Consider the following 15,936-nt stretch of genomic DNA (forward strand, 5'->3'; position numbering starts at 1 on the left):
ACTACTTCGCCAGGAAGTCGATCAGCACCTTGTTCACGGCCTCCGGACGCTCGAGGTACCCGTAGTGTCCGGCGTCGGGAATCTCTTCGAACGACGCCGTCGCGATGCAGTCCGCCACCTCGCGGGAGAGGTAGGGCGGGATCATGCGGTCGTCGGCGAAAGCGACGGACAGGCAGGGGCGCATGATCGACTTGTACGCGCCCCGTCGATCGAAGGCGCGGTCCATACCGAGCTGCGCGCGGACACCCGGTGACGTTGCGCCGCCGGTGAACTCGAAGATATCCATCCAGTCGCGCGCGGAGTGATCGTCTGCCAGCGTGGCCGGCGAAAGGTTCATCACCGCGGTCACTGCGGCACGGTATTTGGCCGGCAGAGCGACGCCACTGTCGAACAACTGGCGCTCACCCTCGGTCAGGACCTGCTGGAAATGATCCATCCGGGCGTGGCCGGCGAGGAACACTGCTTTGCGAACCAGATCGGGCCTGGCGAGCGTCAGTTCCTGCGCCACCCGGGCGCCCATCGAGGTTCCGATGACATGGGCGGGGCCGCCACCGAGGTGCTCGATCAGTCCGGCGGTGTCCGCAACCATGTCGGGCATCGTGATGCCGCCGAGGCTCTCGCCGGACGGTGCGATTCCGCGGTTGTCGAAGGTGCAGACTCGGTAGCCGGCGGCCACCAGTGCCGGGGTCTGGTGCAGATCCCAGACGCGGCCGGGGCTGCCGGTCCCCATGATGAGCACCACCAGATCTCCATCACCCTTGACCTGGTAATTGATGGGGATTCCGTTGATTGTGGCGACCGTCATGTCAGCCTTCCTCCTCGTACGTGTGATCAACAATTTTGGTTGGATAGCCTAAGCTGATGGGCGGTCGTGTGACCGCAACCCCAGCCCATGCTCGTCCAGGAGGACCCCCGTTGAGAGTCGCTACGCTCGGATACCAAACCTGGGGCCACCGTACCCTGCAGGCCTTGATCGACTCCGATCACGAGGTCGTGCTGGCAATCACACACCCGAAGAGCGAACACGTCTACGAACAGATGTGGGCGGACTCGGTTGCAGATCTGGCGGCCGAGAACGGTGTACCCGTTCACGTGGCGAACAAGCCTGACGACGCCTTCAAAGCCGCGCTGGCCGAAGCAGCTCCCGACATCATCGTCGCCAACAACTGGCGTACCTGGCTGCCGGCGGAGGTCTTCGACGCACCCAAGTACGGCACCCTCAACATCCACGATTCGCTGCTGCCCAAGTACACGGGATTCTCCCCGCTCATCTGGGCTCTGATCAACGGCGAAGAAGAAGTCGGGCTCACGGCGCACCTCATGGACGAGGAACTCGATGCGGGCGACATCGTGCTGCAGCGTTCGACGACGGTCGGCCCGACCGACACCGTCACCGATCTGTTCCACCGCACGATCGACATGATCGGCCCCATCACACTCGACGCCCTGGATCTGATCGCGTCCGGCCGTACCGACTGGACGCCGCAGGACCGATCGCAGGCCACGTTCTTCCACAAGCGTGCACCACAGGACAGCCACGTCGACTGGTCCTGGCCGGCCGAGGTCATCGAGCGTTTCGTCCGGGCACAGTCCGATCCGTACCCCAACGCTTTCGCGGAGTTCAAGGGCCGGCGCATCCGCATCCTGAAGGCGTCCGTCTCACGCGGGCACTACGGAGGAACCCCCGGCCGAGTGTTCATCCAGGAGGACGACGGCATGGTGATCGTCGCGGGCCCCGACGCATGGTCGGGCAAGAACAAGGGACTGCGGATCGAGCGCGTCCGACTCGACGACGGCAGCGAGTACACCGCCGCCGAGTTCTTCCCCCACGGCGGCGGGTACCTAACCTGATCGTCTGAACAAACCCCTCAGTCGCGACCTTCCCAGGCCGCCCACAGTTGTGCGTAACGCCCGCCCGCGGACACCAGTTCGCGGTGCGGGCCTTCTTCTACGATCTGTCCGTGTTCGAGCACGATCACTCGGTCGGCGCCCGCAGCCTGTGTAAGCCGGTGTGCAACAACCAGAGTGGTGCGGCCCTCCGTAGCGGCTTCGGCAGTCGCTTCCAGTTCCCGTGCTCCGGCGCTGCCCGCCTCCGCTGTAGCTTCGTCCAGTACCGCGACGGCCGGGTCGGCCAACACCAGTCGCGCCAAAGCCAACTGCTGCGCCTGTGCCGCCGTCATCTCGTGCCCGCCTTCGCCCACGACGGTCAGCATTCCCTCGTCGAGAGCCTCCACCCACTCGTACGCGCCGACCGTCCGCAGTGCCGCGGCTACGTCCTCGTCCGAGGATTCGGGAGCGGCCAACCTCAGATCCTCGATCAGGGGCCCGGCAAAAACATGGACCTCCTGACTCACGATCGCGATGTGGCGTCGTAGGTCGTCGAGGTCGGCAAGCGGGACACCACCGATCGACACCCGCCCCGACGTCGGAGTGATCGAACCGGCAGCGATCGCCGCAAGCGTCGTTTTTCCGGCTCCGGTCGAACCGACGAGCGCCACGCGCTCTCCCGCTCGCAAGGTGAGAGTCACTCCGTGGAGAACCTCATGGCCACCGTCATAGCTGTGCCGAATGTCGTCCAGACGCAGCGAACCGTCGGCCGGAACGGAACCTGCATCCGTCGAAGGCTCCGTTTCCTCGATCTCGACGACGCCGACCAGTCGCGCGAGGCTGGCGCCGGCCGACTGCACTTCGTCGAAGGTGTAAAGCAGCGAGCCGATCGGGTTGAACAGGCGATGGAACAGCAGAGCAGCAGTCGTCGTCTGGCCTACTGTCACGACGTCCTCACGGACCAGCAGAAATCCGACGACGAGAATCATGGACAAGCCCACGAATTCGGCGCGGTTACCGCGACCGGCGAACCTCGTGAACAGGCCGAACACGCCGACGGCCAGATCACGCGCTTTTGCCGACGCCGCATCTATCTGACCGAGGTGTTCCTTCTCGAGGCTGTACGCGCGGACCGTCTTGGCACCCTGGAGGCTGCTGATCAGCGCTTGTGAACGAGCGCCCATCGCTACCCGCTCGGCAGCGTAAATAGGAGCCGATCGTGGCAGGTACCACTTGAGCGCCAGCGCGTACATCGGCAGCGCGACCATTCCGGCGAGGCCGAGGCGCCAGTCGAGTCCCAGCATGGTCACCATGCTCAGAGCCACGAGCAGAACTGCTGCGATCATGCCGGGAACCACGTCGGACACGGCCTTGGCGATCACCGACACGTCGTCGCCGACTCGTGAGAGCAGATCGCCCTTGCCGACCTTCTCGACGGTCTGGATCGGGAGGCGCAGTGCCCGGTCCACGGTTCGCTCGCGCAGGTCCGCCAGAATCGTCTCGCCGAGTCGCTTGATCAGATAGGCGGCCACACCGGTGAACACACCGCCCACGATTGCGGCGGCGGCGATGATCACGACCACCCCGACGATCGTCGACGTGGGCGCGTTGTCCCGGACCCGGTCGACCAGGACACCGAATACGTAAATCGGCACCAAGGCCATCGCCGACGCCGAAGCCGCGACGATCAGGACCAACAGGCTCTGCATCCGGTGTTCGGCCAGCGCTGCCCGCAACCACTTCCAGGTCTGTCGACCACCCGCGATCGGCAACAGCTCGCGCTCGGTCACCTTCGCGTTCTCCCCGGCCGGCATATCGGTTGTCATGTCCGTGGCCGTCACCGCAGCACCGCTCCTCGGTAGTTCGCGTCGCCGCGAGAGAGTTCGGAATGTGTGCCGATCGAGGCAATCACTCCGTCGTTCAAGACGATCACTCGATCCGTCACAGCCAACAAGGCCGGGCTACTGGTGATCAATACCGTCGTGTGGATGCCACCGGCACCCTCGTGCCGCAGTTCTGCGATTCCTTCGGCGATCGACGCCTCGGTCACCGCGTCCACTGCCGTAGTCGGATCGTGCAGGACCATCACGGGTGCCTGTGCCACCAAGGCGCGCGCGAGGGCGACGCGTTGTCGCTGACCTCCCGACAAACTGGCGCCTCGATCGGTCACTTCGAGGTCGAGACCGTCCGGATGTGCGTCGACGACATCCGCCGCTGCCGACGCCGCCAGAGCGCTCTGGATGTCGAGAGCAGCGCCATCACCGGCGCCCGCAGTGACGTTCGAGGCGAGGGACCCGGAGAACAGATCGGTGATGTGCGGCTCCACCAACACCGTCCGACGCGCCAATCGCAAGTCCATGTCGGACAGGCTGATTCCGCCAACCCTCACCACTCCGCGATACGCGCCCTGAGCCAGCTGACCGGACAGGACCGCGACAAGAGCGTCGGCGTCCTGCGGCTGGTAAGCCACGACGCCCAGCAGTTCTCCCGCAGGCAGGTGCAAGTCGATGCCCTTGAGCGACTTGTACTCGACTCCGTCGAGGGTCAGGTCGGTGCCTTCGAGTTCGGTCTGCGAACCCGCGCCCCGCAGTGGCTCCGCGTCCAAGACCAATGCCAGTCGATCCGACGACGCCCGCGCCACCGCGAAGTATCCGGGAATGGACGCAAGCAATCCGAGCGGTTCGATGATGAACTGCGCAAGCCCCACCACGGTGATCAGTTCACCGACCGTGATCCGGCCCTGCAACGCGAAGTACCCGGCGAAGCCCGCAACACCGACTGCGAGCAACGCACTGACGGTCGCGGCAACGCCGGTGTAGATACCGGTCGCCTTGGCCGTGCCGATCGTCGACGCGAGCGCCTGACGGCTGACTGTGCGATAGCGAGCCGACGCGGTCTTCTCACCACCGATACCGCGCAGTGGACGCAATCCGCTGACCAGATCCGTAGCCATCGCCGACGCCCGCGCGATCGACGCCTGCTGACCGGTGGCCCTCGACGTGATGAGCGGCGCCGCCAATTGCAGCAGACCGAGAATGACCGGCGTTCCGATCAGAACGGCCAATCCCAGCCAGAGGTCGATCCACACCAACGCCACGGCCGACGCGACCGCAGCCGTCAGGGCCGCAGCCGCGCGCGGGACGATGTCCGCGATCCACGAAGTCTGCTCGGCGTCCGATGTCGAAACAGTCAGCAGTTCACCTGAACGCAGATCGGTTCGCACCCCGCGCGGATCGAGGACGCGGTGCGCCACCTCGAGCCGGAGGCGATGAGCCTCCTGCTGCATCGCGGTGACGATGAAGCGTGCACCGAAGCGCCACGCGGCCGTCAGAACGAGAAACAGAGCCGCGAGGCCGACGATGGAGACGATCAGGGCCGTGGTGTCCGAAGTCTCCACGGCACGGTCGATGATCACACCGATGGAGATCGGCACCGCCGTCTCGGTCAGTTGGTGCAGACAGACCAGAACCGTGCCGATAGCGAGCGGGCGACGGTTGCGGACGAGGACGCGTCGCAAAATCGCAGCACCACTGTGATTGCCACTATCGGGCTCGTCCGAGTCGACGGTCACACTCGAGGGGGTCGAACTCATGGAACTCCAAGCATCGGTGGAAGCGATAAAGTGAGTACAGAGATAAGTAAGTCGACCCTAATACATGAGCAACTAGCGTCGACACGCCCAGTTCTCATAGAGTCGCGAGTAAGAAACATTGCTTGCGCCGTGCAGGCAAGCACGAGAGGAACATGATGGCTGAGAACACGACCGTCGAAACCGAGATCGCGGACGAGGAAATCGAGACCGTCGCCGAGGAAACAGCGCGCATGGCGCAGCACGTTGTCGCTGCGTACGCGGAGGATGCCGACGAGTGCAGGATGCTGCTCTCGATGCTCGGTATCTCTCCTGCCGCCAAGCTCGACTGAATCTTTCCCTCACCGACCGAGAAGGAACCACGTGCCTGTCAGTCCGGATTCGACCAGTTCAACCCTTTCTGACAGCGCACTTGCTTCTTCGACCGGTGACACCGTGTCCGGGCAGGCTGAGTTCGTCGTCGTAGCGAACCGCCTGCCCGTCGACTTGGAACGGCTTCCCGACGGCACCACCCGCTGGAAGCGAAGCCCCGGTGGACTGGTCACCGCTCTCGAGCCGATCCTGCGCAGCAATCAGGGCGCGTGGGTGGGCTGGGCGGGCGTGCCCGACGCCGATCTCGACCCCATCGTCGAAGACGGACTCGAGCTCTACCCCGTGCCGCTGAGCGCCGAGGAGATCAACGAGTACTACGAGGGGTTCTCCAACGCCACCCTCTGGCCGCTCTATCACGACGTCATCGTCAAACCCGAGTACCACCGCGAATGGTGGAACGCCTACGTCGAGGTGAATCGGCGGTTCGCCGAAGCCACTTCCAAGGCAGCGGCTCAGGGCGCAACCGTCTGGATCCAGGACTACCAGCTGCAGTTGGTACCGAAGATGCTGCGGATGCTGCGCCCCGACCTCACCATCGGATTCTTCCTGCACATTCCGTTTCCCCCGGTCGAGCTGTTCATGCAGATGCCGTGGCGCACCGAGATCGTCGAAGGCCTCCTCGGCGCCGACCTCATCGGCTTCCACCTTCCGGGTGGCGCACAGAACTTCCTCTATCTGGCCAGACGCCTTGCCGGACAGCAGACTTCACGCGGAACCGTCGGCGTCCGCTCCAAACTCGGTGTGGTGCAAGTAGGTTTCCGTAGCGTCCGCGTCGGTGCATTCCCCATCTCCATCGACTCCGGCAAGCTCGACGAGCTATCACGCACCAAGGCAATTCGAGACCGCGCCAAGCAGATTCGCAAAGAACTCGGAAACCCCAAGCACATCATGCTGGGCGTGGACCGCCTCGACTACACCAAGGGCATCGACGTCAGGCTCGCCGCACTCCACGAACTTCTCATGGAGAAGCGCATCGATCCCGCCGACACGGTCATGGTGCAGTTGGCGACCCCGAGCCGCGAACGTGTCGAAAGCTACGTACAGATGCGCGGAGACATCGAGCAGAAGGTCTCCCGGATCAACGGCGAGTTCAGCGAAGTCGGTCGCCCCGTCGTCCACTACATCCATCGGCCGATCCCCCGCGACGAACTGGTCGCGTTCTTCGTCGCTGCCGACCTCATGCTGGTCACGCCGCTGCGTGACGGTATGAACCTGGTCGCCAAGGAGTACGTCGCCTGCCGCAGTGATCTGGGCGGCGCATTGCTGCTCAGCGAATTCACCGGCGCTGCAGCAGAACTCCGCCAGGCTTTCCTGTGCAATCCCCACGACCTCGACGACGTCAAGGATTCGATGGAGAAGGCCCTCAATCAACCGCGAGAGGACGGCCGACGCCACATGCGTGCGCTACGTCGTCAGGTCCTGACCCACGACGTCGACCGCTGGGCACGCTCGTTCCTCGACGCGCTCGCGCACGGCGGTGCCGCAGGTCCGGCGCTGATCGCCCCGGCCGAAGCACAAGACCACTGAGGACAGTGCACAAAGGCTGGGGCCGCGGAGAGTGAATCTCCGCGGCCCCAGCCTGTTTCATGGCCGGATCCAGCCCTTGGTGTGTTTGATCAGAAGGGTTGGACGTTGTTCACGAGCCAACGCCCGTCCTGCTTCTCCAGACTCATCTTGACGCGACTACCACTGGCGACGGCTTCGGGTGATTCCGAAGACGTGGTGATCTGATTGAGGAACAGCATCGTCGTCGCACTGTCCGCCTCGGCGTCGAGAACCGCGGCGCCCTGGACGACTACCTGAACGGTCAGCGACTTTTCCTTGGCTCCCGGAATGATCACCGATTCGATCAGGTTGGTGAACGTGCCCTGGAAATCGCCCGTCAAACCGTCTGTGGCCGCGTGCAACTGCTGGTCGACGTTGTTGTAGTCGTACTGGAACATCGCAACGGCCTGATCGGAAGAGGCCTGTGCCACTTCGTCTCTGGTCTGATCGATGGCCGCGATGTCACGCGTTCCACCCGGACCGAAGTAGAGATACGCCGACACTGCCGCCAACGCGATGGCCACTGCACTGATGACGCACAGAACGATGGCGAGCGGTGAGACGCGCTTGGGCTTGGACGTCTCGGGGATTACTTCTGGGGTCATGGCACAAACTCCACATTCGAGGCAAGCAACTGCCCGTCGACGTCGCACATGGTGATTCGGAGTCGGTAGTTGCGTTCAGCGGGCGCTTCGTCGCCGTTCTTCTGCATCGCACGCACCGCGACCAATGAAGTCCCGCAATCGCCGTCGGACTTCTCGAACCCGGCTTCGAGTACCTCGCCGTCGGTCTGAACTCCGGCCTGCCCGAGGACGTTGACAAACGAATCCTTGCGTCCGTCGAACTGCGACTTGAACTCGTCGGTGGTGCCGGCGAGGAACTTGTCGAGGTCGGCAGCCGCTGTATCCGCGTGCAGTGTCGTCAGATTCAGTGCGGTGGTCCGGGCACCGGCCACGTAGCGCGCTCGGTCCTCGTCGGCATTGGACGCCTTGTTCCGGTCGACGAGAAGAAACACCGTCAGGGCCGCAAGAGCAACAGCGATCACCGAAGCAACGGCGATCCCGACTACCAACCCGGCCTTGGGCTTCGAACGAACAGGGGTGTCCACAGCAGTTTCTGCGGGGGTTTCGGCGGCGCCGGTCGGCTCAGCCTTGGTCGCGACCTGATCACCGCTGACGACCTTCTCAGGTGGAGTATCGGGCTTGCCCAAAGCAACTGGCGCCGCCGCCTTCTGCTCAGCCGCCTTCTGCTCAGCCGCCTTCTGCTCGGCTGGCTTCTGTTCGGCCGACTTCTTTTCGGTGGGCACTACTACCGCGGCAGCGTCTGCATCCGCACCCGTGGGTCCGGCGCTGCGGGACGCGCGACGGCGCACCCGCTGCCCGGCCTGTGGATCTTCGTCTGTCATCAACCCTGCTGACCCTTCATGAACTGTTCGAGACTGACGTCGCCGCCACCGAGGTTCGGTTGCGAGTACGTCCTTCCGTCCGGCCCGATGTACGTGCCTGTAATCGGATCGTACCGACGAGCCGAGACCGAAGGCGTCGACGTGTACGAGCTCGGGGTCGCGGTAATCGGTTCCGGAGGCCCGGATTGCGGGTTCGTGCCCATCGGTACGTAGCCGGAACGGCACTGTTCGACCGTCGGCGCACGACGTCCCGGATACTCCTCGCAGGGAAGGTTTCTCGCGCCGCGCACGGCGATCGGCGAATCCTGGGCAACCTGGCAGAAGAGATCCGACGGCGTCTCGATCGGTGATTCGTCCTTCGGACTGCGCCACTGCTCTGCGGGCAGGAATCCTGTAGTGCACGGCGGCGGGTCGTTGACCTCCATGTGGAAGTCCACCAGTGCACCATCCGCAGCCGGGCCGGAGCCTGCCACCGTGACCAGCGCTGCGGCCAGCGGCGGGTAGATGACCAGAATCTGCTCGATCGCGTTGTTGTAGATCACGCCGACCTGTCCGACGGACACGAGGTTCGCCAGAAGAATCGGCAATGTCGGCTGCATGTCTTGCAGAAGAGCATTCGCCTCCGCCGCTGCGGCCGGACCCTTCTGGATGACGGCACGCAGATCAGGGTCGCTGGCTCGGAGCTGGTCGGTGAACGTCACCAGATTGCTTGTCCAGGAACGGATGGCGTCGCTGCTGACCACCTGAGTGTCCAGGAGTGGACCGGCCTGCTCGATCAGCGTCTTGGTCGCGTCGGAGTTGTTGTTCGCCTCCTCGACGAACAGCCGAGCCGAGTCGATCAGCTTCTGCAGATCCGGGCCGGCACCGTTGAACGCCTTGAAGGATTCGTCGATGACGGTCTTGAGCTTGGTGTCGGAAATGCTCTGCAGCAACAGATCTGCCTGATCGAGCATCGCGCCGACATCCTGCGGAATGCTGGTTCGGTCTTCGGGAATCACCGATCCGTTTTCCAGATGCCCGTCGACCACGATCGCTCCGGAGCTGTCGGTGTGCGGAATCAGGTCGACGAACTGCTCGCCGATCGCCGACACACTCTTGACCGCAGCATCGACGTCCGACGGAACCTTGACGCCACTCTCGAGAGACAGTCGCGCATTCACACCCGTCTCCGAGAGCTCCACCGCGTTCACGACACCGATGGTCTGACCGCGGTAGGTGACGTTCGAGTTCTTGTACAGCCCACCGGTGGCGGGCAATTCGACAGTGACGTCGTAACGGCCGATACCGACCATCGCCGGAACACGCACGTACTGAGTGGCCATCACGATCAAACCGACGACCGTCAAGACGGCGAAGATGGTGAGCTGGATACGGACGAACTTTGTGAGCATCATGGTGCCGGTGCCCCCTGAGGAAGTCCTGGAATGTTGATCGGCGGAAGTCCCGGAATCTGAATGGTATTCGGATCCGCTGCCGGGGCCTGCGCAGCGGGAGCCTGTCCGGCGGGAGCTTGGGCCGGCGGTGCGGCAGGCTTGAGCGGATCGCTCAACGGGTTGCCTGTCTGTCCGGCGAGCCCGGCCTGCTTACCCAACACACCTTCCGGGCCGGAGAGTGTTCCTGCCAACGGAGTTCCGGTGAGGAAGTTCGCGTCGAGTCGGGGCAGCGAGATGTCGATGGTCATCGCCAGGTTGGCGTAGTCACCGCGGATGACGTTGTCGATTCCGTTCTGTGGGAACGGGAACGTCAAGAGGACTCCGAGAACTTGAGTGAGAGCGTTACCCGAATCCGCCAAGGCCTTCAGAGTCGGCGAAAGAGCCCGAACGTTGGTCGCGAAATCGTCGCCGCTCTCCTGGATGACACGGCTCGCCACCTCGCTGAGACCACCGAGGGAGGTCAACGCGTTGGTGATGTCCTGACGCTGAGCGACAAGAACCTCGAGTGCCGGCGGAATACCTTCGAGCGCTTTGTTCAAGGTGTCGTGCTGTGCCTGGACGGTCGAGGACAGTCGATCGAGTCCTTCCATCGCCGAAACGATGTCGCCTCGTTGCTTGTCCAGACTTCCGACCAGCTGATCGAGCTGAGGCAGGAGGTCTCGAACGGAATCTTCACGCCCACCGAGAGCGGCGTTGAGTTCCTTCGTGATGTCCTGAACCTGAGCGAGACCGCCGCCGTTGAGAACAACCGACAGAGACGACAGCGTCTGTTCCGTCGTCGGGTAAGCGCCCGCCCGCTCGATGGGAATCAAGTCACCGGCTTCGAGTCGGCCCTCGGGCTCTTCTCCAACCGGCGGTGCCAACTCGATGTGCTGAGAGCCGAGCAAGCTGGTCTGGCCGATTTTCGCCGTCGCGTTGGCAGGCAACTGAACCTCGGGATTCAGCGACACCGTCACCAGAGCGTGCCAGCCCTGAACCTCGATGTTCGAAACGCTTCCCACTGCAACGTCATCCACCCGGACGGGCGAATTCTGCGACAGGGTAGTCACGTTCGGCATCTCGATCTGGACCTCGTATGCGCCTTCGCCCCGGCCCTGAGTTCCTGGCATCGGCACAGAGTTGAGACCGTTCCATTCACAACCGCTGGCGCCGAGTGCCACTGCCGTGGCCAACACGGCAACCGTGGTCTTGCGAGCTACCCGCATCAGTTCCCTCCGCCCATGTTGAAGAGTTCGGCGAGATCCTTGGGAACACTCGTCATGGGAGCACCTGACATCGGTCCTGCGACGGTTTCCGGCTGATTCTGACTTGCCGCTTCCAATCCCGGTTCGGTGTAGACGATCTGATCCGGGAAAGCCTGCACGCCCGCGACCGGGTTGAACAGGAATCCGGGGTAGTTGCCGATCATCGTGCTGAGCACCGGCCCGAGGTACTGCTTACACAGGTCGGCACTGTTCTGGGAGTTACCACTGTCGATGCCTTCGATGGAACCACAGATCCACTGGATTGGATTCTTGAAGTTACTCAGTGCAATTGCGCCGGTCATGCTGCCCTGAGCCGGTTTGTAGATCTGATAGAAGTTGGCAAGCGACGTCGGTCCGGAGTGCAGAACCTGCTCGATCTCCGGGCGCTTGTCCGTCAGTACCTGGGTGGCATCGGCCAGACGCGCGACCGATTCGCTCAGTCCCTCGCTGTTGTCCTTGACGAACCGCTGAACGTCGCCCACCGCCAGGTCGAGATCGCTGAGGGCGGTGCCCAACTCGTCGGAACTGCTTGCGAGAACGCTTGTCACCGAAGCGAGGTGACCGCTGAACTGCACGATCTGCTCGTTGCTCGAGGACAACGCAGTGACAAACGCCTGCAGGTTCCGAATGGTGGAGAACAAATCGGTCCGGCCTTCGGACAGCGTGTGCATCGTGGCCGAGAGTTCGCGCAACGTCGACCGAATGGACTCACCGTTACCGTCGAGGTTCGTTCCCACGGTGTCGATGAATCGGCCGAGGGAACCCTGATCGTCCAGACCCTCCGGTCCGAGTGCGTCAGACAGTTTGGTCAGTTCGGTCTTGATCTCGTCCCACTCCACAGGAACGGCGGTGCGCTCGATCGGGATCTCGCCGCCATTGGGCATCTGTTCCCCGCCGGAGTACACGGGGGTCAATTGCACGAAGCGTGCGGACACGAGGCTTTGAGCAACGATGAGCGCCTTGGCATCTGCCGGAACGTCGACGCTCGAGTCGATCTTCATCTCGACGTACGTGTCCCGATCACGCGGTTCGATCTTCGTCACCTTGCCGACGTTGACACCGAGCACTCGCACGACGTCGCCCTCGTAGAGACCTGTCGTCGAGACGAAGTGCGCGGAGATCTTGGTCTTGCCCAGGCCAGGGATGAAGAGGTAGGCCGCACCCGCCACGAGCAGCGCGACCAGCACGCCCGCTCCGATCAGCACCCACTTCTTGCGTGGGTTGGTGGAGCCCTGTGAATCCTGTGAAGTCATGGTCTCGGTCATTCTCCCGGCCCCCTGATCGTCGGTGGAATGCCGGGGAAGAAGTCTTCCAGATCGCCCGGAACCTGCTCGGGCGCGACGCTGGTGTCCACCAAAGTCTTCCACCAGTTACTCGGCAGAATGTTGATGATGAAGGCATCGAAGAACGGGCCGCTGGCCACGGTCTCGCCGAGCGCGGTGATGTACGGTCCGAGGCCGTCGAGCGCCCCGGCGATGTTGTCCTTGTTCTGCTGAAGAACCTCGGCGACCGAATTCAGCTTCTCGAGGGTCGGCCCCATCTGAGCCTCGTTCTCCTGCACAAGCGCTGACAGTTGACGTGAGACTGCGCCGGTGTTGACGATCAGTTCGCTGATCGCGTCACGCCGCAAGCTCAGTTCGGCAAACAGCTTGTTGCCGTCAACCAGCAACGAATCGATCTGACCGCTTCTGTCGGAGAGGATCTTGGTGACATCTTCGGCCCGCGAGAGCAATTGGAGCAGGCTCTCGTCGCGTGAGTTGATGCTCTGCGAAAGCCGCGTCATTCCGTCCAACGCGGTGCGCAGTTCGGGCGGAGTATCGGCCAGCGTGTCCGAGATAGCGTTGAGCGAATCGTTGATCTGGTCCGTGTCGAGTTCGGACACCGTGGTACCGAGGTCGCCGAGCGCGTCGTTGAGCGAGTACGGGGAGTTGGTGCGCTCGATAGGAATCGGCGTGTCCGTGCGCAGCAGTCCGGATCCTTCCGGCCGCACCGCCAACGACTTTCGGCCGAGAACCGTGTTGGTCTTGATGTCGGCCGCGGTCTGCTCGCCCAGGGCGACGCCGTCCTGAACGGTGAAGGTGACCAGAACCTTCTGGTCGTCGAGCTCGACGTCGCTGACCTTGCCGACATTCACTCCGGCCATGGTCACATTGTCGCCGGCGACCAGGCCGCCGGCATCTTGGAAATACGCCGAGTAGCGAATGCCGCCGTTGATGAACTGGAGTTGATCGTATTGAAGCGTGGCACCCACGGTTGCCACCGCCAGGACGAGACCGATGACACCGATCTGTACCGGATTGCGTTCACGGGTAGGGGTCATGAGACTTTTGCGCACCTTCCCGTGTCCTGGACTGCCGTGGGCAAGATGATCGTCGTTCCGTCAGGTCCGGAGAACTTGAAAGTGTTGGCGCACAGATAGAACTGGAAGAACGCTCCGTACGTGCCCACTCGGATCAGCTTCCGGTAGTCGGACGGCAGACGACCGAGCGCGGTATTGATGTCGTCCTTGCCCAGGTCCAGCTGCGTCATCGTTCGGTTGGTCTCCCCGATCAGGGTCTGGATGTCCGGACGTGTCGCCTGCAGCAGCGATGCGAGATCTCCGGTCGCGCCGGCGATCTCGGTGATCGAATTACCGATCGGGCCACTGTCCTTCGCCAATCCACTGACCAACTGCTGGAGCTGATCGATCGTGGTGGAGAACTGATCACCCTTGTCGTTGATCGTGCCGAGTACGTCGTTGAGGTTGGTGATGACGTCCCCGATCAGCTGATCTCGGTCCGCCAACGTGCTGGTGAACGAACTGGTGTTTCCCAGAAGCGAAACCAATGTTCCACCCTGACCTTGGAGTACCTGGAGCAGGGCCCCGGAGAGGTCGTTGACCTGCTGGGGGTCGAGAGAGCGAAGCAGCGGCTTGAATCCGCCGAGCAGCAGATCCAGATCGAGCGCGGGCGACGTCTGGTCGACTGGAATCGATCCACCTGACGAAAGCGTCTCGGTGGAACCAGCGCCCTCGAGCAGTTCCATGTAGCGGTCGCCCACCAGGTTCTCGTAGCGCACAGTCGCTTTGGTGCTCTTCATCAGTGAGTACTTGGTATCGACGTCGAACTCGACCTCGGCCTGGTTGGAGTCACCGATGGACACTCCGGTGACCGACCCGACCGGAACACCGGCGATACGTACCTTGTCGCCGGACTTGAGTCCCGAGACGTCCGAGAAGGTGGCGTGGAATCCGTTGCTGCTGCTGAAGCGCACCTGACTGAAGACGATCGCCAGTCCGGCGAAGATGACCGCCATGACGACGGTGAAAATCAGCAGCTTGACCGTGGTCGGTCTCATCACTTCCCGTCTTCCTGCTCGTAGGAGTCACCGAAGAGATACTGGAAAATGGTCGGCACGGTGACGCGCAGTTCGGTGTTGGGAACGAAAGGCACGTTGCCGGTGTTGGTGACAGCGAACGGGGCATGCCCGTCGACCTTCGGATCGAATTCGGGCAGACCATAACAATTGGGTCCACCGGAGGCCGCGACCTTGGGGAGAGATTGCGGGTTCTGGTACGCCTCGGCACCGTACATGAAGCTCGCACTCAGCATCAGTGCCGCTTTGTCCCCGGTGCCTGCCAGCGGCTCGAACTTGATCCGGCCGTCGTTCAACCCGACGATGAAGCACGTCAGACCCGACGAGTACTTGTCGAGCAGGGTCGTCGTCGCGGTCAGAGTGTCGAGGGCGGTGGTCAGGTTCTGCTCGTTGTCGGTCAACAACGCGTTGCCGGTGTCCGCGAGGCCGGTGACGTTGAGCAACAGCAAGTCGAGGTTTGCCTGCTCCGCCACGATCGATCCACTTGTCGCGGTGGCATTGTCGAGGATGCGCATCAGATCCGGTGCCACGTCGGCGTACAGGTTGGTGACATCGGCGGCGCCGACCAAGTCTTCCTGGAGCTGCGGCAGAACCGGATTCATCTTCTTCAGATAGGTGTCACCGAGCTCGAGAACCTCACCCAGCGACTCGCCGCGCCCGTTGAGCGCAGTGGAGATCGCGCCGAGTGTGGCGTTGAGCTTTTCCGGTTCGATCTTCGCGAGCACGTCCGAAAGATGTTCGAAGACACTGTTGAACTCGACGGTGACGCTGTCCGAGGCGATGACAGCACCCTCCTGGATCGGCTGGGTCGACGGATCGTCGGGAATCACGATGTTGACGTACTTCGCACCGAACACCGTGGTGGTCTTGATTTCCACCCGGGCGTTCGACGGAATCTTCGACATCTGGCCCGGATCCATCGCCAACTTCAGGTTTGCCTGGTCGCCGACGAGGGAGATCGATTCGACGCGGCCGACCTGCACTCCGCGCAGCTTCACCTTGGCATTCGGTTCCATGACCAGGCCTGCACGCGTGGACGTCACGGTGATGGGCGTGCTCTTGGTGAACCCACCCGAGAACATGGTGAGAGCAACGGCGACGATCGCCACGAGTCCGAGGACCAGGCCGGCTGCGGCCAACTTCTTGTGCCATCTGGGTACGGTCATC

At 62.9% G+C, this 15,936-nt stretch carries 14 protein-coding genes; 3 read left to right on the forward strand and 11 right to left on the reverse strand.

Going from position 1 to position 15,936, the window contains the following annotated elements:
* Position 1 precedes the first annotated feature (1 nt).
* Positions 2-805 carry an alpha/beta fold hydrolase gene (locus ACKAMS_RS14500; RefSeq protein WP_020906324.1) on the reverse strand — a complete coding sequence of 268 codons (804 nt, stop codon included), beginning with the start codon at positions 803-805 and terminating at the stop codon, positions 2-4.
* Between the two features lie 110 nt (positions 806-915).
* On the opposite strand from ACKAMS_RS14500, the gene ACKAMS_RS14505 reads away from it, so the two are divergent.
* Positions 916-1,851: a methionyl-tRNA formyltransferase gene (locus tag ACKAMS_RS14505; protein ID WP_020906323.1), complete on the forward strand. Its 936-nt coding sequence runs from the start codon at positions 916-918 to the stop codon at positions 1,849-1,851.
* Between the two features lie 17 nt (positions 1,852-1,868).
* On the opposite strand, the gene ACKAMS_RS14510 is transcribed toward ACKAMS_RS14505, so the two are convergent.
* Positions 1,869-3,641, reverse strand: a complete 1,773-nt coding sequence (locus tag ACKAMS_RS14510; RefSeq protein ID WP_084326963.1) for an ABC transporter ATP-binding protein — start codon at positions 3,639-3,641, stop codon at positions 1,869-1,871.
* 23 nt (positions 3,642-3,664) lie between these two features.
* On the reverse strand, positions 3,665-5,419 hold the full coding sequence (locus ACKAMS_RS14515) for an ABC transporter ATP-binding protein (protein ID WP_113682157.1): 1,755 nt from the start codon (positions 5,417-5,419) through the stop codon (positions 3,665-3,667).
* Positions 5,420-5,574: 155 nt separating this feature from the next.
* Between ACKAMS_RS14515 and ACKAMS_RS14520 the strand changes: the two genes are divergently transcribed.
* Both ACKAMS_RS14520 and ACKAMS_RS14525 read left to right on the forward strand, forming a co-directional pair.
* Positions 5,575-5,748, forward strand: a complete 174-nt coding sequence (locus ACKAMS_RS14520; protein WP_020968508.1) for a hypothetical protein — start codon at positions 5,575-5,577, stop codon at positions 5,746-5,748.
* Positions 5,749-5,851: 103 nt separating this feature from the next.
* The gene (locus ACKAMS_RS14525; protein WP_020906320.1) at positions 5,852-7,315 is read left to right on the forward strand and encodes a trehalose-6-phosphate synthase; all 1,464 of its coding nucleotides are present in this window, start codon (positions 5,852-5,854) and stop codon (positions 7,313-7,315) included.
* 89 nt (positions 7,316-7,404) lie between these two features.
* On the opposite strand, the gene ACKAMS_RS14530 is transcribed toward ACKAMS_RS14525, so the two are convergent.
* The 8 genes from ACKAMS_RS14530 to ACKAMS_RS14565 are packed head-to-tail and all read right to left on the reverse strand — an operon-like array spanning position 7,405 to position 15,935.
* A complete protein-coding gene (locus ACKAMS_RS14530) occupies positions 7,405-7,938 on the reverse strand; it encodes a twin-arginine translocation pathway signal (RefSeq protein ID WP_019747004.1) in 534 nt (177 codons plus the stop codon).
* Entirely contained in the window at positions 7,935-8,738 is an 804-nt protein-coding gene (locus ACKAMS_RS14535; RefSeq protein WP_408989178.1) for a hypothetical protein, read from the reverse strand. Before ACKAMS_RS14535 ends, ACKAMS_RS14530 begins: the two co-directional genes overlap by 4 nt.
* Positions 8,738-10,132: an MCE family protein gene (locus ACKAMS_RS14540; RefSeq protein WP_019747002.1), complete on the reverse strand. Its 1,395-nt coding sequence runs from the start codon at positions 10,130-10,132 to the stop codon at positions 8,738-8,740. The genes ACKAMS_RS14535 and ACKAMS_RS14540 overlap by 1 nt, the downstream gene beginning before the upstream one ends.
* Positions 10,129-11,376, reverse strand: coding sequence for an MCE family protein (locus tag ACKAMS_RS14545; protein WP_020968506.1), 1,248 nt, complete (start codon positions 11,374-11,376; stop codon positions 10,129-10,131). The genes ACKAMS_RS14540 and ACKAMS_RS14545 overlap by 4 nt, the downstream gene beginning before the upstream one ends.
* Complete coding sequence (locus ACKAMS_RS14550) at positions 11,376-12,680, reverse strand: MCE family protein (RefSeq protein ID WP_019747000.1); 1,305 nt, start codon at positions 12,678-12,680, stop codon at positions 11,376-11,378. Before ACKAMS_RS14550 ends, ACKAMS_RS14545 begins: the two co-directional genes overlap by 1 nt.
* Positions 12,677-13,735: an MCE family protein gene (locus ACKAMS_RS14555; RefSeq protein ID WP_021332433.1), complete on the reverse strand. Its 1,059-nt coding sequence runs from the start codon at positions 13,733-13,735 to the stop codon at positions 12,677-12,679. Before ACKAMS_RS14555 ends, ACKAMS_RS14550 begins: the two co-directional genes overlap by 4 nt.
* Positions 13,732-14,751: an MCE family protein gene (locus tag ACKAMS_RS14560; RefSeq protein WP_019746999.1), complete on the reverse strand. Its 1,020-nt coding sequence runs from the start codon at positions 14,749-14,751 to the stop codon at positions 13,732-13,734. Before ACKAMS_RS14560 ends, ACKAMS_RS14555 begins: the two co-directional genes overlap by 4 nt.
* On the reverse strand, positions 14,751-15,935 hold the full coding sequence (locus ACKAMS_RS14565; protein ID WP_003945815.1) for an MCE family protein: 1,185 nt from the start codon (positions 15,933-15,935) through the stop codon (positions 14,751-14,753). Before ACKAMS_RS14565 ends, ACKAMS_RS14560 begins: the two co-directional genes overlap by 1 nt.
* Position 15,936 lies beyond the last annotated feature (1 nt).

It is taken from the genome of Rhodococcus sp. 5A-K4 (assembly GCF_046097995.1).
In the GTDB taxonomy this organism is placed as follows: Bacteria; Actinomycetota; Actinomycetes; order Mycobacteriales; family Mycobacteriaceae; genus Rhodococcus_F; species Rhodococcus_F erythropolis.